This is a genomic window from Acinetobacter pittii (genome assembly GCF_034067285.1).
Classification (GTDB): Bacteria; Pseudomonadota; Gammaproteobacteria; order Pseudomonadales; family Moraxellaceae; genus Acinetobacter; species Acinetobacter pittii_E.
In genome coordinates, this window is record NZ_CP139286.1 from 955,609 (window position 1) to 973,555 (window position 17,947).

A 17,947-nucleotide genomic window follows, 5' to 3' on the forward strand; every position below is an offset into this window, starting at 1 on the left:
CTGCATGCGATTATAAGGAGATTTTGAGAAGGGTCAAGTGTAAATTGTCATGTTTACTTCATTTTTGTGTTGTATGCTTTTTATTTGATCAGTTGGGTGATGAGTTAAAAAATTACTTGCGCTTTAAAAAATCAATTGCTAGATTCAAAAAAGAACAAGCGTTTGGAGAAATCCAAACAGTGTGGATTTAAACCAACTTGCCAGCACTAAAATGGCTAAATCGGAGATAAGTATGAAAACGCTTACGATCGCTTCTATTTTTTCAAATTTTGATTTTTATCAAATCAATTATCTTAATATTTTAAGTCAATCAGAATCTTATTACACACTTGTAGAAGGTGCATGGATTAATGCTTACCCCTTCAAAAAACAAGAATTGTATTTAGGCGACTTATTGCAACTTTGGTTTAGCACTAAATGGAATGTGCATCATTCACTTAAAGTTTTAAAAAGCTCAAAACCATTAAACTCTTCTAAAGATTTATATATTTTTCAATTGGAAGGGGAATTACTGCTGGGTAAAAATAAAGTTTTAGCTTGGTCTGACGAGCATCAAGAAATTATAGAGCTTCAACTTAAAAATATTTGGGCATCCTATGTGATTGCACAAACTTGTGAACGTCCAAATAATCAAGATTACTCAATAAAAAAGGCAGCGGTTTAAGGCTGCCTTTAATCATTATGAACGAATAATCATGCAGGTTGCAGTTGCATAGGCATATAGTTTACCGTCCTCATCAATAATCTTGCCTTCGGAAATCCCTAAGTTTTTGCTGAGGTTGATCAGTTGTCCAATCGCAATAAGTTGCTTATTTTGAGGGATTGGGCGGCACATTTTTACATTGAGGTCGATAGTTCCATAACCTTCACCTGCTTCAAGTGCACTATGTATAGCGCAACCAGTCACCGAGTCGAGTACAGTTGCTGCAAATCCACCGTGTACACCGCCCATTGGGTTTAGGTGATTTTGATCTGCCTGAGCATGAAATTTGGCAAAGCCTTTTGCCACTTCAGTTGGATACATTGGAATTGTTTTTCCCATGCTCGGTGGCGGGAAGTGACCATCAAGCAGTGCCTGTAAAACTTCAAGTCCAGTCATGTCTTTTGGGTGTTTCATTTTTTAAGTCCTTTAAATATTTAAGTTCTAAAATGGAACTTATTGTTAGCCTATTATTCGGTCCGAGTTGTGTCAATTCTATAGTTAAAAATTGAACTGATAAGTCGAAGCTTAGAAACCTATTTATTGAGTACAAAATTTCTTTATTATAAAAATTGAATTAAATGAGTTGCATAATGAATTAGATAGATAAGAGAGTCTTCTTATACACTATAAAAAATAACAGGAGCATAAGGACAATGCTGTTTAAAATTGCGCTAGCAATGATGGCTTTTGCAGCGAATTCTGTACTATGCCGTTTGGCTTTGGCGGGCCAACATATTGACCCAATGACTTTTAGCTTGATACGAGTAGGAAGTGGTGCAGTTGTTTTATTAGGACTGTTTTTATATTCAAAATCATCTCAAGCCAAAGTCCAGTGGAACCTAAAAAATGCACTTTTTCTAGCGGTTTATATTTTGGCATTTTCGTATGCTTACCTTCAAATTGATGCAGGTATTGGTGCTTTACTATTGTTTGGGGTTGTACAGCTGACCATGGTGCTTTACGGCTATTGGCAGGGTGAACAGATTGGCATATATCGTGGTATAGGCTTATGTATTGCTTTAGTTGGAATCATTGTTTTGCTATTACCGGGTGCTCACGCGCCTGATTGGGGATATGCTCTAATTATGGCGATATCTGGTTTGGCATGGGCGGGATACAGTATTGCGGGTCGTAATATGACACAGCCTATTGGTAGTACTTTGGCAAATTTTACATTAGCTGTACCAATAGTTTTGTTGGCAAATATATTACTTGCTCAAGATCGCTACATTGACTTGCAAGGATGGATTTTAGCGGTTTTGTCGGGTGGTGTTACTTCAAGTGGGGCTTATGTCCTCTGGTATGCGATTCTGAAGCATATTGATCGGGTGACTGCCAGCACAGTACAGTTAAGTGTGCCATGTTTAGCGATTATAGGCGGGAGCCTATTTGTAAATGAGACTGTAACCGAGCGAGTGATTTTATCTAGTGTTATGGTTTTATTTGGAATTCTATTGGTTATTTATATAAAGCCTTCTAAAACTAACAAAGCATAGAATTAAAAAAGGGTTCTCTTTAGAGAACCCTTTTTATGCAAAATAGCGATTATTTCGCAGCTTTTTCAGCTTCAATTGAAGCGATAGCAGCATCTACACCTTCAATTGAGTCAGCAGCTTTTTTGATACGTGCTAATGCATCAACCAGTACTTCGTCAGCTGTTGCATATGAAATACGCATAAAACCGCCCAAACCAAATGCATCACCAGGAACTACTGCTACGCCAGTCTCTTCAAGTAACCATTCAGAAAACTCTGTGCAAGACTTTAAGCCTTTTGCACGAATAAGAGGGCGAATGTTTGCATAGGCATAGAAAGCGCCATCAGCAGGTAAGCAAGAGATCCCTTTAATGTCATTCAAGCCATTTACAACTAGGTCATGACGGCGTTTGAATGCTTCAATCATTGGCTGTAAAACGTCTTGTGGACCATTCAATGCAGCTTCAGCAGCAACTTGTGAAATAGAAGTTGGGTTTGAAGTTGATTGAGACTGAATTTTTTTCATTGCCCCAATGATTTTTGCTGGACCGGCTGCATAGCCAATACGCCAGCCTGTCATTGCATATGCTTTAGACACACCATTTAAAACAATCGTGCGGTCATATAAATCTGGAGCAACAGTTGCGATGTTGTAGAACTCATCTTCCCAACGAATTGGTTCATACATATCGTCAGATGCAACAAATACTTGTGGATGACGACGTAAAACTTCAGCTAAAGCTTCTAATTCAGCTTTGCTATAAATCATACCTGTCGGGTTAGATGGGCTGTTTAATACCACTAAACGAGTGTTCGGTGTAATCGCAGCTTCTAATTGCTCAGGAGTGATTTTGAAACGTTGGTCTTCGCCACATTTCACAATGACTGGAGTACCTTCAGCAATAATAACCATATCTGGATAACTTACCCAGAAAGGTGCTGGAATGATCACTTCATCGCCTTTGTTTAATAGAGCAAGTGCCAAGTTAAAGAAGCTTTGCTTACCACCACATGAAACCAAAATCTGATTTGCTTGATAATCAAGATTATTATCACGTTTAAATTTAGCAATAATTGCTTTTTTTAACCCAGGAGTACCATCTACAGCCGTATATTTGGTGAAACCATTATTAATCGCTTCAATTGCAGCATCTTTGATATGTTGAGGGGTATCAAAATCTGGCTCGCCAGCACCTAAACCAATCACGTTCTTGCCAGCAGCTTTAAGCTCAGCAGCTTTGTTCGTTACAGCAAGTGTAGGGGACGGTTTGATAGCATTGACACGATCAGAAAGACGTACGTCCACGGCAATATTCCTCTTATGGGATTAAAAATAAAAAGCATCCTATCTTATCGCAAAAATTAAGCAATTTGCGGAAGTGATTCCTCTCAGATGTAAAAAAGTTTAGTTTGGTAATAAACTTAAGCAAGATTTATACAATTGAAGCTTTTTTGAAAAGAAATGAGAAAAATCATTTATAATAAGTCGCAATCGAAATTTCGAGAATGAATCATGACTGAGCAACAGCCAAAACAGAAAAAGGCTTTGGTGAAATTGCCATTCCCAATGCCGAATGAAAGCAATCAAGCCGAAGATGCGGTACACAACCAAGTGCGTCCTAAGCCAGAGCAATACGCAGATAGAACGTGGATGCCTCCACGTGGTACGCGCCGTTCTATGGGAAAACGCTAATTTTGAAAAACAGGCAATATGCCTGTTTTTTATTGTTTGAGTAAAATTTCCTGATAATAGCTTTTTTTCTTTTGGTACATGTGATGATCTGCTCGCTTTAACATGTCCTCAATTTGTTCATTTGTTTGAGTGGTGGCATGCCCAATTGCGATACTAATAGGATGGCTTGAATAATATTGATTGTCGATATTAAAAAGTTCCTGAATGGTTTGAAGCATAATTTGAACAATCGCTTCATCAGCCCCCGGCATTAAAATCACGAACTCATCGCCACCTATTCTAGATGCCGTATATGCAGTGTTTAAAATAGCCTGACTTAAAATATTCCCCACACGACGTAATAAGCCATCCCCAATATCATGGCCAAACTGATCATTTGTTTCTTTTAAGCCATTCATATCTAAAAAAATTGAAGAAACTGGTCGAATAATACTTCGGTTTAAACGATTAAGTTCCTCGGTAAAAAAAGCACGGTTATATAGTTTGGTAAGGACATCATGTTGTCCTAAATATTCAAGGTAGTTTTCTGCTTTTTTCCGCGCAGTAATATCTGTCAGTGCAACTTGTACCAGTCCCCACGTCTCTTCATATCCCGGAAAGACGGTAAATTGCAGCAAGACATTTCTGATTTGGCCATCTAAAGCGTAGTTAATCGCTTCACGTTTATGATGAATATTACCTTGCCACAATTCGATGAGTTGCTCTCGAAAGGTTTCAATCATTTCTTCAGCAAAAATCTTATGTGTATTTCTAAGAAGGGTAGACTTATCAGGAGCCTTAAATAAATCTATAGTGGCCTGATTAACATCTAAAATTAAAATATCTTCTATACATTGGCGGACAAATTCAGGATGAACATCTAGAAAAGTTCTAAAATCTTCAATTCCTAATAGCCTAAGTTGATCAATTCTATTTTTTATACGACTGAAATCTTCGACCCAAAGAGAAGTTGGTGAGTAGATAAACATTGATTCAGCTAAGCGACGATTTTTTTCTTCCTGACGAAGCGCATTTTGATAGGGCGTAATATCTTCAGTGGTAATTAATACACGTTCAAAATTAGATTCAAAGCCAGGTAAAATAGAACCTCTGAGCTGAACATCAATGCGTTTGCCTGATAAAGTATAATTCACCGTAGTACTTGAAAAATGAGTTTTACCATTCCAAAGCTCTTCTAGCTCATAAATATGTGATTCAAACATTTCCTTTTTGAAAATCAAATTTAAACTGGAGCATAATTCTTCTTGTGTTTCTGCTTCAAAAAGTTCTAATGTTTTTTGATTAACACGAATTATTTTAATTTTATGGGCACATTCAGTAATTAAATTTTGATTTTGATTTAAAAATTCATGCAGGTTTTCAATGCCTTGATTTCTCCATAAATCAAATTGTTTTTTAACTTCACTGAAATCCTCTATCCACATTGGAATTGGGCTAAGGTCAAAAATCGAAGAATCTAAAGTTTCCATATGTTTCTTTAAGTATTCAGTTTGCCTTAAAGTATAATGAGAAAAATTAATATTTGGGAGAGTAAAGAGTTTAAATCTATTAGAATAATTAAAAATAAAAAGATTAAACGTAAGTAAAAATAAAATAATGAGAAAGCAGATATGACCTGCTTAACTCATAATTTATAAGAAAACTTAACGATTGATCGGGTGATCAATATTTTTTTCGCCACGCCATAGTTTGATAAAATCTTGTTCATCAAAATCGTAAAGTTCCATAAGTGCAACAACAGCACTGACAAAAATCATGGCACCTTCTGAATTTCCGTGAAGATTAAAAATTTTACCATTGAGCTTACCTAAAATATCACTAAGCTCATGATCACGGCCTCGTCCATAACGATCTCGTGGATATAACTCTTCATTTAAAACAATCAGTGCTATGGCTTTTTCAGCATCAGATAAATCAGTTTTATCTAAGGCTTCTTCAAAAGATTCACTGCCATGGTTAAAGTAAAAAATAACTTCATCATTAATGAAACTTTGTACCATCTTTTGAGTTAAAGTCGGAAACTGAGATACTGCATTATCTTCAACATAAGGTTTAAAAGATTCTGGAAAAATAACGTTGTGGTAAATCCCTTTAAAAAGAGGAGCAATTTCCGAAACTTTGTAACCTGCAATACCACAACCTAAAGCAGTGACAAAATATTTCATTTTAGGATGATTTTTTGCATAAATTTTGAAGTCTTCAACATAGTGCTCAATTTGGGAAAGTGGCATTTGTTGAATGTGTTCATTTAAAGTTGGAATTGCAAAGCTCTGTCCAGCCCAGCCACGACCTACACCTTCAACTGCTCCGAAGTGCTGACTTGCCACACGTGCTGCACCGCTACCGTGTTGTCCAGCAAGATTACTTCCAAATACAAAAACTGTATCTTCAGGAAGTTCGGTTACAATACTTTCATCATGATATTGATAGGTCATGGTTATACTTTTTGTTTAATGGATAGCTTCATGTTGCAACCGATTAGGGTATTGGTCAAGTGTTAAGATGCTTAATCTTTTACATTGAATTTCCAGCCCAATTTAGACTTTAAATTAAGATAAAAACCCCCATTAAAGGGTAAGACGTTAAATTCAATTTTTTCATAAAGAGAGATAACTTTGAACGAAAATCAACCTTTTGATTTGGTCACTCATTATCAGCCAGCAGGTGATCAACCACAGGCCATTGAAAAACTGGTAAATGGTATCGAGCATGGTTTTCGTAATCAGTTATTACTGGGTGTAACTGGCTCGGGTAAAACCTATACCATGGCAAATGTAATCGCTCAAACACAGCGACCTACAATTGTGATGGCCCATAACAAAACATTGGCTGCCCAGCTTTATGGAGAGTTTAAAGCGTTCTTTCCCAATAATGCGGTTGAGTATTTCGTAAGCTATTATGATTACTACCAACCAGAGGCTTATGTCCCATCTTCAGATACTTTTATTGAAAAAGATGCGGCCATTAATGATCACATCGATCAGATGCGATTGTCAGCAACACGAGCTTTATTAGAGCGTCGTGATGCAATTATTGTGGCTTCGGTATCTGCAATTTATGGTTTGGGCGACCCAAATGCCTATATGCAAATGTTACTGCATGTGGTTGAGGGCGACCGCGTAAGTCGTGATGAAATCATTCGTCGTTTGGTTGAAATGCAATATACGCGTAATGAACTTGAGTTCTTACGTGGTACCTATCGAATTCGTGGCGAAATTATTGACATTTTCCCTGCCGAATCTGATCAACATGCGATTCGTATAGAGCTGTTCGATGATGAGGTTGATTCCATCCGTTGGTTTGATCCGCTAACCGGTAAAATGGTTCGTAAAGTTCCGCGCGTTACGATTTATCCAAAAAGTCATTATGTAACACCAAAAGACCATCTGACTCGTGCCATTGATACGATTAAAGATGAGTTACAAGATCAACTTAAATTCTTCCGTGAACATGACAAATTGTTAGAAGCTCAGCGTATTGAGCAGCGCACCCGCTATGATTTGGAAATGATGCAACAGTTGGGCTATACCAACGGTATCGAAAACTATTCACGTCATTTATCGGGCCGTCCAGCTGGTGAAGCGCCTCCAACTTTATTTGATTATGTGCCAGAAGATGCGTTGCTGATAATTGATGAGTCACACGTTACTGTTCCGCAAATTGGAGCAATGTATAAAGGCGACCGATCACGTAAAGAAAATTTAGTGAATTATGGTTTCCGTTTACCAAGTGCACTTGATAATCGACCAATGAAATTTGAAGAGTGGGAGCGCATTGTACCGACGACCATTTTTGTAAGTGCGACACCAGCTAGATATGAGCTAGAAAAGTCTGAGCAAGTGGTTGAGCAAGTGGTACGTCCAACAGGACTAATCGACCCTGAAATTGAAGTTCGTCCTGTATTAACTCAAGTTGATGATGTTCTTTCTGAGATTAATATTCGTAAGAACCTAAATGAACGTGTGTTGGTGACTACTTTAACAAAACGTATGGCAGAAGATCTGACTTCTTATTTAAAAGAATATGGGGTTAAAGTCGCTTACTTACACTCAGATATTGATACAGTTGAACGTGTCAAAATTATTCATGAGTTACGTACAGGTGTGTTCGATGTGTTGGTTGGTATTAACTTACTGCGTGAAGGTCTCGACATGCCAGAAGTTTCTTTAGTTGCTATTTTAGATGCAGATAAAGAAGGCTTTTTACGTTCAGAGCGTTCACTCATTCAAACGATTGGTCGTGCTGCGCGTAACGTGAAAGGTAAAGCAATTTTATATGCTGACCGAATCACCGATTCTATGCAAAAAGCAATAGATGAGACTGAGCGTCGTAGAGCTAAACAAATCGAGTTTAACGAGTTACATGGTATTACGCCACGCAGTGCTGTTCGTCAGGTCATCAAAGAAATTGATTCAGGTGAAGTACTTTCAGATGATGAGATTGATGAGAAGGTTCTTGAACAGGCACAAGCTTTAAGTGCGGATGAAAGACATATTCTCTCAGATCCAAAATTGTTTAGTAAGCATATTACTAAACTGGAAAAAGAGATGTTAAAGGCCTCGAAAGATTTACAGTTTGAACAGGCAGCTCGAATACGTGATGAAATCCTTCGATTAAAAGCGCAAATGTTGCAATAAACGAATACATAACGCTACATAATGTGTTTAAAAAACAAGCTAGTGTAGATAATTGAGTTCTTTGTATTCACAACTAATCGTTGAGGGCAACAATGGCATTTCAAAATAATGTTCCGCAAGCCAGCTGGCGTTTGGCTAAAATTGCGTTGGGCGGTGTCGTTTTGGCTGGTTTAGCTGTTGGAACCTATGTCTACGCTCAGCCGAAACCCTTGCAAACTGTCTATAAAGTTGAACTGGACCGATATTTAGGTGTTTGGTATGAAGTCGCCCGTAAGCCAGCTTTTTTCCAGAAAAAATGTGCTTACAACGTGTCTGCAACTTACACCTTAAATGAAAATGGAAATATAGTTGTAGATAACCGCTGCTACGATAACAGAAAACAATTACAGCAATCTGTTGGGGAAGCCTTTGTGGTTAACCCGCCATATAACACCAAATTGAAGGTAAGTTTTTTACCTGAAGCGGTAAGATGGATTCCAGTCATCCGTGGGGATTACTGGATTTTAAAAATTGATGAAGACTATCAGACGGTTTTAGTCGGGGAACCTTCACGTAAATATCTTTGGGTTCTATCAAGAACTCCTCATCCTGAGCAAGAAGTGGTAGATGAATATCTAAATTATGCAAAAACATTAGGTTTTGATATTCGAGATATTATCCGTACAGAACATAAAGAATAATGATGTATACCTCCTTAAGAAAAAACCATGTTTTTGCATGGTTTTTTCTTTTTTATAGTGGATAAATCAAGTATTGTAGTGGGCTATTTTTACTAAAGTCTAAGAGGTTGATGATGTTTAAGGGCGTGATCTTGTCTGTCATGGCATCATTCACTTTTGGTGTACTTTATTTTTATACTCAATTATTAAGTCAGCTCGATAGCGAACAAACTTTTGGATGGCGAATTATTGCAACAGTACCATTCTTAACTTTGTTTATGTGGTGGAGTGGTGATTTAGCCTATATCAAAAATATCTATCAACGCATTCTGGCTAAACCTTCTTTATTATTGCTGCTAATCACGACCTCTATTTTAACCTCAGTACAGCTTTGGCTTTTTTTATGGGGGCCAATGCATGGGCGTGGGCTACAAGTATCTTTAGGATATTTCCTATTACCGCTGGTTCTGGTCTTAGCTGGAAGTGTGCTCTATGGCGAAAAAATATCAAAATTTCAATGGGTGGCGATTGTTCTCGCAGTCATTGGGGTTAGCCATGAAATATGGCGTTTAGGAAGTATTGCTTGGGAAACAGCATTGGTTGCAGTTGGATATTCTGCCTACTTTTTATTACGCAAGAAAATTAAAACAGACAACTTAGGTGGCTTCTGGTGGGATTTGGTCATTATCATGCCGGTTGCGATTTATTTAACGCATACAGGTTTACTGCCATATAGTAAGTTTTTTGATCAGCCGACGCTGAGTTTGGTGATTATAGGACTTGGAATTTTAAGTGCTATTGGGCTAGGAAGTTATATTTTAGCAAGCCGTTTTTTACCTTTAGTCGTATTTGGTCTATTAGGATATTTAGAACCAGTATTACTTGCTTTAGCTTCTTTAGTTTTAGGGGAGAGCATTGGTCAAGAAGAATGGTTCACTTATATTCCGATTTGGTGTGCTGTATTCGTACTCGTTTTAGAAGGGGCAATTCATCTTTATCAACAACAACAAAAGGCCAAAAATTTGCAGCTCAACATCGAGAAATATCAAAAAAGATTAAAAAATGATGAGTTTGATTAGGTCGTTAGAATCTAAAAAGTAAGAAAAAGCAAAAATTTAGCTGATTTAAACAATAAGATAATAAAAAATAATTATAGGTATTTTATGAATTTATGATGAATTTTAGGAAAATCTAGTCACTAACGTCAGCTTTTGATTCATTCTTGTCAATAATTCCATTACAATTACGGGGTTTTAAAAATCACGCCTAGATATAATTAATTAGAGGACGTATCTGTGAGCAAAGACACTATCATCGCCCTGCACGCTGAACACCAAGGCCGTTGGAAAAACCGTGAAGAAATCGCGGAACGTATGATTGCATTAATCGGTCAATTATACCGTGAAAAAAATATTGTCGTATCTGTTTACGGTCGCTCTTTAATTAACCGTTCTGTTATCCAAATTTTGAAAACTCACCGCCGTACACGTGTTGTAGACGTTGAGCTTTCTGTTGTAAATACTTTCCCAATTTTAGAAGCTTTAGCAAAAGTTGAAAACATTGGTTCTGCAGAAGTTGATATCGGTAAACTTGCTGTTGAATATAAAGAAAAAGGCGGTGATGTTGATGCTTTTGTTGCTCAAGCTGTTGAGTCAATTCAAGGAAGCGCAACTTCTGAACAACCTAAAGATGTAGTTCTTTACGGTTTCGGTCGTATTGGCCGTATCTTGGCTCGTTTAATCATTAGCCAATCAGGTTTAGGTCGTGGTTTAAGCCTTAAAGCAATTGTTGTACGTAAGTCTTCTGACGGTGACTTGGCAAAACGTGCTTCTTTACTTCGTCGTGACTCTATTCACGGTACTTTCGCTGGTACAATTTCTGTTGATGAAGAAAACGAAGCAATCATTGCTAACGGTAACTTCATTAAAGTGATTTATGCATCTAGCCCAAGCGAAGTTGACTATACTGAATACGGTATTGAAAACGCACTTTTAATCGACAACACCGGTAAATGGCGTGATGCTGAAGGTCTAAGCCAACACTTGAAATGCCCAGGCGTTGCACGTGTTGTATTGACTGCACCAAGTAAAGGCGAAATGAAAAACGTTGTATTTGGCGTAAACAACTCAGATATCTTAGATGAAGATAAAATCATCTCTGCTGCAAGCTGTACAACCAATGCAATTACTCCAATTCTTAAAGTGTTGGATGACAAATATAAAGTTCTTAACGGTCATGTTGAAACTGTTCACTCATTTACAAATGACCAGAACTTAATCGATAACTACCATAAAGCAGATCGTCGTGGCCGTGCTGCTACTTTGAACATGGTAATTACAGAAACTGGTGCAGCTAAAGCAGTTGCTAAAGCATTACCTGCATTGAAAGGTAAGTTAACTGGTAACTCTGTACGTGTTCCTACACCAAACGTGTCTCTTGCAATCTTGAACTTAACACTTGATAAAGAAGTTGATCGTGAAGAAGTAAACGAATACATTCGTCAAATCTCGATTAACTCTAGCCTTCAAGGTCAAATTGGTTATACCAACTCGACTGAAGTTGTATCGAGTGACTTTATCGGTTCTCGTACAGCAGGTGTATACGATGCTCAAGCAACGATTACTTCTGGTAACCGTTTAACTGCTTATGTTTGGTACGATAACGAAGTTGGTTATAGCTGTCAGGTATTACGTATCGCAGAACAAATGTGCGGCGTAAGCTACAAAAAAATTCCAGCAGAATTGAATGCTTAAGATCATTTAACGATCTATAAAAGTTTTTCACAAAAAGACCCAGTTTAGACTGGGTTTTTTTACAACCGTACAAAATATATGCTGACTATTCTTTGTAAATAAATGAGAATACAAATTAAGGAAAAAAAGAAAATAGTAAGGGATAGGAATTGTCGCAGTTTAAACGTTTATTGGTCGTTTTTATATTCATCATCATTGCCAATTTATGTGGTGTTCTGATTGCAATATGGGTATTCAAGCATTTTAATATTTATATTCCATTGAAAAATCAAGCTGTTGCTATTGATTTACAAGAGCCTCTACAAGTTAAAGTTAAAGTACAAGATGCTTTAAATGTGGATGTAAAAGGTCGAGTAAATGCCAGTATTCCAATTGATGAGCAACTGAATATTCCATTAACACAAACATTAACTCCACGTGTTTATTTCGATAATATGGTGCCGATTAGCACCACTATTCCTGTCAAAGAAACATTAAAAGTTGAGCAAAATTTACCAATCGATACCAAGGTTCAGGTGAGAGTTTTGGGACGTGATATTACGTTACCATTGAAAGGTACAATCCCATTAAAACTTGATGTGCCAATTGATATTAAGGTTCCGCTTGAGCAAAAGGTTCATTTAAAATTTGATGCGCCAGTACGCACAGTATTAAAAGAAAATCTACATATTCCTCTAAAAGCGAGATTAGATACGAATATCCCAATTGAAGGTAATTTAAACGTACCTGTCAAAACAGCATTAAATGCTTCGGTTGATGTGAAAAATACTTTACCTGTTAAGATTGCAAATGGTGAGTTAAAAATTCCTCTGTCCACTATGCGATTAAATCGAGTAATAGGTTCAGAAACATCACAGAAAACAACTGAGCAATAAGGTGGATGCCAATGTTTCGTTCACTCAAGAGTATGGTAATCAGTTTCTTTTTAATGATGATTCTTGCGGCTATTATGTTTTGGGTGTATCTCAACATTCAGGCAAATTTAGTCGTTTCTGCTCATAATGCTGATATTAGTTTACCTGACTCTCTAGAAACAAAAATCCAAGTTGGCAATACTTTACAAGTTCAGTCTATTGGTAAACTTGATACAACATTAGATATAGACCGCCAATTATCTTTACCTTTAAAAGGCAAATATTTAGCAGATTTAAATTTTGCTGTAGAAACACCAATTACGGTAAGTGTGGACTATTCAACAACTCTAAAAATTGATCAGATTATGCCTTTGGAAACGACTACAGATTTGGTCTATCAAAGTAAATTTTTACCAAAATTTCCACTTAAATTAGATATTCCTATTAAGTTGGATGTACCTTTTAATTTAAAACGTAGTTATACCGTTCCCGTTAAAATTGTTTTTGATGGTCCTGTTTATTTTGAATTCGATGAGCCTGTAAATTTATCGGTGAAACATCAGTTTAAACCGAGCTTAAACGTGAATGACCCTATGGAAATGGGTAATGTCTCGTCATTTAATGCCATCATGTATAATTCTGTGCCAAAAACAAAAGCAAATCTTGATATGCAAATGACCTTACCTCTGCGTAATGTGCATCCTTGATAATTAAATAAATTGACTAAATTTTATTTTTTATGAAGATCCTATTTGCAAATCTAAAAGCTTCTGCTGGATTAAAGGTAAAACAGCTCGTTATAAATGGAATAGTTCCATTTTCTATTCGAGAATTTTATGAAAATATGGCAGAATAGGCGGTTTTAGAGTTTTTAGAGGATTGGCAGATGCGCTTTGTTGATGAAGCAGTCATTACCGTAGAGGCTGGCGACGGTGGCAATGGCGTAGCCAGTTTTCGCCGTGAAAAATTTGTACCATTTGGTGGCCCAGATGGTGGTGATGGCGGACGTGGTGGAAGTATCTATATTCAAGCTGATGACGATACAAGTACGCTAGTCGATTACCGTTACACACGTAAATTCCGAGCTGAGCGCGGAAAGAACGGTGCAGGTGCTAACTGTACTGGACGTGGTGGTGAAGATGTGGTTTTAAAAGTACCCGTTGGTACAACAATTGTTGATACAGATTCAGGCGATATTATTGGCGATTTGGTTGAAGACGGCCAAAGAATTCTGGTTGCTGGTGGTGGCGAAGGTGGTTTGGGGAATACTCACTTTAAATCATCAACTAACCGAGCGCCGCGTAAATGTACGACTGGTACAAAAGGTGAGTTCCGCGAAATTCGCCTTGAATTAAAAGTATTGGCAGATGTTGGTTTATTGGGTATGCCAAATGCCGGTAAATCTACTTTCATTCGTGCTGTAAGTGCTGCAAAACCAAAAGTGGCAGATTATCCATTTACAACCATGGTTCCAAACTTGGGTGTAGTCGATGCTGACCGCCATCGTTCATTTGTAATGGCCGATATTCCTGGATTGATTGAAGGTGCAGCAGAAGGTGCAGGTTTAGGAATTCGCTTCCTTAAGCATTTGGCTCGTACGCGTATTCTTTTACACATTATTGATGTACAACCAATTGATGGTTCAGATCCAGCGCATAATGCAAAAGCAATTATGAATGAGCTGGTTAAGTTTTCACCTACGTTGGCGAAATTACCAGTTGTTTTAGTACTTAATAAACTTGACCAGATTGCTGAAGAAAGTCGTGAAGAGTGGTGCCAGCATATTCTAGATGAACTAGAGTGGACTGGGCCTGTCTTTAAAACTTCAGGCTTATTAAGCGAAGGTACAAAAGAAGTTGTGTATTACTTAATGGATCAAATTGAACAACAACGCGAACGTGAAGTCGAAGATCCTGAATACGCAGCAGAAGTAAGAGCTTTCCGTGAACAACTAGAAGTTGAAACACGTGAACAAACCATTGCGGCAAAAGAAGCATATCGTGCAATGCGTCGAGCACAACGTCTCGAAAGCATGATGGATGATGATGACGATTTTGACGATGATGAAGACGACAATGATGTAGAAGTCATCTACGTTCGTGACTAGAAAACCGAGGGAAACATGATAGAAGTGGTCGATGGGCAACGTCAGCTCAGTGAGTGTAAACGAATCGTTGTTAAAATCGGATCATCTTTACTTACAGCTAATGGGCAAGGTTTAGATCTGGACGCTATTTCGCATTGGGCGAAACAGATTGCAGATCTGCACAATGCCGGACACGAAATTATTTTAGTGTCATCAGGAGCTGTAGCAGAAGGTATGGTTCGTATGAAGCTTGCGAGTCGACCCACCGATCTACCCAGTCTACAAGCCTGTGCTGCAATTGGGCAGATGGGTTTAATTCATACTTGGTCTAGTGTGCTTGAAAACCATGGTATTCGTACTGCTCAGGTTTTATTGACTCATGATGATTTAGCAGATCGCCGTCGTTATCTGAACTCATGTGATGCTTTGCAAAACTTGATTGATTGGCGTGTGATTCCGGTCATTAATGAAAATGACACGGTGTCTACCGATGAGATCCGTTTTGGAGATAACGATACCTTAGCTGCGATGGTGGCAGGTCAGGTTCACGCAGAATTACTGATCATTTTAACGGATCAGCAAGGTATGTTTGACTCAGATCCGCGTCATAATCCTGAGGCTAAATTACTGTCTACCGTTCGTGCTATGGATGATGATTTATTCGATATGGCTGGTGGTGGGGGTTTACTCGGGCGAGGTGGAATGGTCACTAAAGTTCGTGCTGCACGTTTAGCTGCTAAGTCAGGCTGTCCAACGCTCATCGCGAGTGGTGAAAGTGATAATGTTTTATCACGTGCGATGGCAGGTGAGATGCTAGGTACTTTGTTTACTACAGATAAAGATCGTATGACAGCTCATCAACAGTGGCTTGCTGCTCATTTACAAACAGCAGGGCGTCTTGTGATTGATGATGGTGCCGTTGAAGCGATTAAATTGAAGCATCGCAGTTTGCTCCCTGTTGGGGTTAAAAATGTTGAAGGGCATTTTGATCGTGGTGATGTGGTTGAATGTGTTGATAAACAAGGTAAACGTATTGCAGTAGGTCGAGTGAACTTTAGCTCACGCTCTGCTGAAATTATTAAAGGCTTAGCCTCAGATAAGGTTTATCAAGTATTAGGTGAGGCTCGTTCACTTGAAATGATTCATCGTGATCATATGGCAATTTATTAAGTTTTATTCAAATAAAAAAGCTCGCTTTATGCGAGCTTTTTTTCTGGGGTTAAACGGGGTAAAACACGATCTTCACCAACCATATAGGGATGCGTGGCAAGGCTCAGCATATCTAGGTCTTCTGAGCTATTACCATACGCATAAATCTGATGGTAATGTTGTAGCGTATATTGCTGATGTATTCTTAACTTCTTTTGTTCACTACTACAATCCGGAGTGGAATAGTAACCCGTCATCCTACCGTTTTTAATTTGAGTTTCGGTACAAATCAACTCGATATCTAGTAACTTACAAAGTGGAGCGAGATAGACATCAATTGAAGCTGAAACTAATACGACCTGATCACCACGCAATTGATGGTGTTGTAACTGAGTAAAAATTTCAGGCGAAAGCGCAGAGACTAACTCTTGTGCGTATTCTTCACCTAATCTTTGCAATTCAATTGCAGGGGTATCTTTAAACATGCTACGGAATAACTTGGCACGCATAGCATGGGCCGGATAAAAGTTAAGATAGTAGGCTTGAATCCATGGCAGAATTTTCAAGCCTTGCTTAACAATGTGACGCTTAGATAAAGCATAAAAGATGAACCCTGTAAAACTATCTTTACTACACAAGGTTCCATCAAAATCGAACAGGGCGAGACTTTTTATAGTCTTATTCGTTTCGCTCGTTGCATACATGTTTCATATCGTCCGTTTACGCGGGTTGCATACCAATTGGTATTATAATCACGACTTAATTTAGGCCCAGAAATCACCACTTGAGGCATTATTGCATAGAGTGGCTCTTTACCAGTTTTTGATTTATAAAGTTTAGTCAGTGCAATATAAGTTTGAGTACTCTCAAACTTTTTCTCTTTTTCTAATTTAAGATCATCACGTATCTGTCTTGGTGTAACTAAGATATTATTTTTTGCAAATACTGTAATTAGTTCTTTTTCAGACTGGCTTTGAGCTGCACGCGGATCGCCATCTTTTGTGTAAAGAAGTAGATCACCATCCAGACTAATTTCGGTATCCGTTAGAGCTTTCAGCATACTTTGGAAAGCAGCATTACGGCTAGAATACATGCCTGAGTTATAGTCTGCAAATCGATAAATAGCTTTATCATAATTTGCTGGATAAACCATTAAACGATGTATGCCGTAATATAAACCGCCATATTCAGTATATAAGTCATCACGAAGTGCAGCGGTGTTCATGCTTGAACGTTTATTGGCTTTCGCATAGTTAATATGAACTTGCATAGAACCCAGTGTGGTAATAGGGTTCATTTTCTCGCCAATATCTTGACCAACCAATTTGGCTGCACCTGTTAATGCGCTCACATGATAATGTTTAGCCATGAAATCGAAGATTTCTCGGTAAAGTAAGTCGAGTTCTTTCTCGGTTTTAACCTTACGCATTTGACTCATATAGTTGTTATCAGGAGAAGGCTGAGTTCTTAGCACTTCTTCAAAATAACCGGCAATTGTTCCGCCAATGGTTTTGCCCAGCTTATCTTCAAACTTTTCATTTAAGCGTGTGCTAACTTCTTCAACCGCCTTTTGACCTAATCCCGGCACTTGAGGGTTGGCAACAAAGTTAGATTCTTGATCAACTACAGCCACAATACTACAGACATTTTTCTTGGTTTTAGCAATATCCAAGTCTTTCATAATGTCATCAATATCTTTAGCCCATGACTCACGGTCATGCACACGCGATGGAATTAGACGTTTAATCTGTTGGCTTTCTAGTTCGGGCTCATCATCGTTTGACCACCAAGCTTTATCACCACAAGCAGCTAAACTCATGCATACGGCGACCATACCGAATGATTTTAATAAAAAACGGGAAGACAACGGTTTGTTCATGGCGAGGAGGGCACCTGCATAAAAAGATGAGCCGATTAAGCGGATGAAGTATACTATGT

18 protein-coding genes are annotated in these 17,947 nt (G+C 38.1%); 12 read left to right on the forward strand and 6 right to left on the reverse strand.

Annotated features, from left to right (window positions below):
* Positions 1-44: 44 nt before the first annotated feature.
* Complete coding sequence (locus SOI81_RS04500; RefSeq protein ID WP_239967174.1) at positions 45-191, forward strand: hypothetical protein; 147 nt, start codon at positions 45-47, stop codon at positions 189-191.
* A gap of 41 nt (positions 192-232) precedes the next feature.
* Positions 233-664 carry a hypothetical protein gene (locus SOI81_RS04505; protein ID WP_320149479.1) on the forward strand — a complete coding sequence of 144 codons (432 nt, stop codon included), beginning with the start codon at positions 233-235 and terminating at the stop codon, positions 662-664.
* A 15-nt stretch (positions 665-679) separates the two neighbouring features.
* On the opposite strand, the gene SOI81_RS04510 is transcribed toward SOI81_RS04505, so the two are convergent.
* On the reverse strand, positions 680-1,117 hold the full coding sequence (locus SOI81_RS04510; protein WP_224991494.1) for a PaaI family thioesterase: 438 nt from the start codon (positions 1,115-1,117) through the stop codon (positions 680-682).
* Positions 1,118-1,356: 239 nt separating this feature from the next.
* Between SOI81_RS04510 and SOI81_RS04515 the strand changes: the two genes are divergently transcribed.
* Positions 1,357-2,199, forward strand: a complete 843-nt coding sequence (locus SOI81_RS04515) for a DMT family transporter (protein ID WP_320541289.1) — start codon at positions 1,357-1,359, stop codon at positions 2,197-2,199.
* Positions 2,200-2,248: 49 nt separating this feature from the next.
* Here SOI81_RS04515 and aspC read toward each other — a convergent pair whose 3' ends face one another.
* Entirely contained in the window at positions 2,249-3,484 is a 1,236-nt protein-coding gene (gene aspC / locus SOI81_RS04520) for a pyridoxal phosphate-dependent aminotransferase (protein ID WP_002118408.1), read from the reverse strand.
* Positions 3,485-3,691: 207 nt separating this feature from the next.
* On the opposite strand from aspC, the gene SOI81_RS04525 reads away from it, so the two are divergent.
* Positions 3,692-3,871 carry a hypothetical protein gene (locus tag SOI81_RS04525; RefSeq protein WP_016140301.1) on the forward strand — a complete coding sequence of 60 codons (180 nt, stop codon included), beginning with the start codon at positions 3,692-3,694 and terminating at the stop codon, positions 3,869-3,871.
* Positions 3,872-3,900: 29 nt separating this feature from the next.
* Here the strand turns inward: SOI81_RS04525 and yedQ are convergent, their stop codons facing one another.
* Both yedQ and SOI81_RS04535 read right to left on the reverse strand, forming a co-directional pair.
* Entirely contained in the window at positions 3,901-5,340 is a 1,440-nt protein-coding gene (gene yedQ / locus SOI81_RS04530) for a diguanylate cyclase domain-containing protein (protein ID WP_320541290.1), read from the reverse strand.
* A gap of 174 nt (positions 5,341-5,514) precedes the next feature.
* Positions 5,515-6,306 carry a hypothetical protein gene (locus SOI81_RS04535; protein WP_032053069.1) on the reverse strand — a complete coding sequence of 264 codons (792 nt, stop codon included), beginning with the start codon at positions 6,304-6,306 and terminating at the stop codon, positions 5,515-5,517.
* A 180-nt stretch (positions 6,307-6,486) separates the two neighbouring features.
* Between SOI81_RS04535 and uvrB the strand changes: the two genes are divergently transcribed.
* The 8 genes from uvrB (at position 6,487) to proB (ending at position 16,030) form a co-directional block, all read left to right on the forward strand.
* Positions 6,487-8,508, forward strand: coding sequence for an excinuclease ABC subunit UvrB (uvrB, locus tag SOI81_RS04540; protein WP_016140304.1), 2,022 nt, complete (start codon positions 6,487-6,489; stop codon positions 8,506-8,508).
* A 92-nt stretch (positions 8,509-8,600) separates the two neighbouring features.
* A complete protein-coding gene (gene blc / locus SOI81_RS04545) occupies positions 8,601-9,188 on the forward strand; it encodes a lipocalin family protein (RefSeq protein WP_016140305.1) in 588 nt (195 codons plus the stop codon).
* A 110-nt stretch (positions 9,189-9,298) separates the two neighbouring features.
* Entirely contained in the window at positions 9,299-10,246 is a 948-nt protein-coding gene (gene rarD, locus SOI81_RS04550; protein WP_239975171.1) for an EamA family transporter RarD, read from the forward strand.
* A 216-nt stretch (positions 10,247-10,462) separates the two neighbouring features.
* The gene (gene gap / locus SOI81_RS04555; RefSeq protein WP_224991488.1) at positions 10,463-11,920 is read left to right on the forward strand and encodes a glyceraldehyde-3-phosphate dehydrogenase; all 1,458 of its coding nucleotides are present in this window, start codon (positions 10,463-10,465) and stop codon (positions 11,918-11,920) included.
* A gap of 149 nt (positions 11,921-12,069) precedes the next feature.
* A complete protein-coding gene (locus SOI81_RS04560; RefSeq protein ID WP_239975172.1) occupies positions 12,070-12,795 on the forward strand; it encodes an MFS transporter in 726 nt (241 codons plus the stop codon).
* 11 nt (positions 12,796-12,806) lie between these two features.
* Complete coding sequence (locus SOI81_RS04565; protein WP_239975173.1) at positions 12,807-13,481, forward strand: hypothetical protein; 675 nt, start codon at positions 12,807-12,809, stop codon at positions 13,479-13,481.
* Between the two features lie 179 nt (positions 13,482-13,660).
* Positions 13,661-14,881, forward strand: coding sequence for an Obg family GTPase CgtA (cgtA, locus tag SOI81_RS04570; RefSeq protein ID WP_016140310.1), 1,221 nt, complete (start codon positions 13,661-13,663; stop codon positions 14,879-14,881).
* A 15-nt stretch (positions 14,882-14,896) separates the two neighbouring features.
* Positions 14,897-16,030 (forward strand): glutamate 5-kinase, encoded by a 1,134-nt coding sequence (proB, locus tag SOI81_RS04575; RefSeq protein WP_239975174.1) that lies wholly within the window; start codon positions 14,897-14,899, stop codon positions 16,028-16,030.
* Between the two features lie 26 nt (positions 16,031-16,056).
* Here the strand turns inward: proB and cicA are convergent, their stop codons facing one another.
* Together cicA and SOI81_RS04585 are read right to left on the reverse strand one after the other, a co-directional pair.
* Positions 16,057-16,713 carry an HAD-IB family hydrolase gene (gene cicA, locus SOI81_RS04580; RefSeq protein ID WP_016140312.1) on the reverse strand — a complete coding sequence of 219 codons (657 nt, stop codon included), beginning with the start codon at positions 16,711-16,713 and terminating at the stop codon, positions 16,057-16,059.
* Positions 16,680-17,888 (reverse strand): DUF1615 domain-containing protein, encoded by a 1,209-nt coding sequence (locus SOI81_RS04585; RefSeq protein WP_025470254.1) that lies wholly within the window; start codon positions 17,886-17,888, stop codon positions 16,680-16,682. The genes cicA and SOI81_RS04585 overlap by 34 nt, the downstream gene beginning before the upstream one ends.
* Between the last annotated feature and the right edge of the window lie 59 nt (positions 17,889-17,947).

Bases quoted from the DNA above. Each gene is read 5' to 3' on its own strand.
- SOI81_RS04505 (WP_320149479.1), top strand. From the start codon at position 233: ATGAAAACGCTTACGATCGCTTCTATTTTTTCAAATTTTGATTTTTAT.
- SOI81_RS04510 (WP_224991494.1), bottom strand. From the start codon at position 1,117: ATGAAACACCCAAAAGACATGACTGGACTTGAAGTTTTACAGGCACTG.
- SOI81_RS04515 (WP_320541289.1), top strand. From the start codon at position 1,357: ATGCTGTTTAAAATTGCGCTAGCAATGATGGCTTTTGCAGCGAATTCT.
- SOI81_RS04525 (WP_016140301.1), top strand. From the start codon at position 3,692: ATGACTGAGCAACAGCCAAAACAGAAAAAGGCTTTGGTGAAATTGCCA.
- yedQ (WP_320541290.1), bottom strand. From the start codon at position 5,340: ATGGAAACTTTAGATTCTTCGATTTTTGACCTTAGCCCAATTCCAATG.
- SOI81_RS04535 (WP_032053069.1), bottom strand. From the start codon at position 6,306: ATGACCTATCAATATCATGATGAAAGTATTGTAACCGAACTTCCTGAA.
- blc (WP_016140305.1), top strand. From the start codon at position 8,601: ATGGCATTTCAAAATAATGTTCCGCAAGCCAGCTGGCGTTTGGCTAAA.
- rarD (WP_239975171.1), top strand. From the start codon at position 9,299: ATGATGTTTAAGGGCGTGATCTTGTCTGTCATGGCATCATTCACTTTT.
- SOI81_RS04565 (WP_239975173.1), top strand. From the start codon at position 12,807: ATGTTTCGTTCACTCAAGAGTATGGTAATCAGTTTCTTTTTAATGATG.
- cgtA (WP_016140310.1), top strand. From the start codon at position 13,661: ATGCGCTTTGTTGATGAAGCAGTCATTACCGTAGAGGCTGGCGACGGT.
- proB (WP_239975174.1), top strand. From the start codon at position 14,897: ATGATAGAAGTGGTCGATGGGCAACGTCAGCTCAGTGAGTGTAAACGA.
- cicA (WP_016140312.1), bottom strand. From the start codon at position 16,713: ATGTATGCAACGAGCGAAACGAATAAGACTATAAAAAGTCTCGCCCTG.
- SOI81_RS04585 (WP_025470254.1), bottom strand. From the start codon at position 17,888: ATGAACAAACCGTTGTCTTCCCGTTTTTTATTAAAATCATTCGGTATG.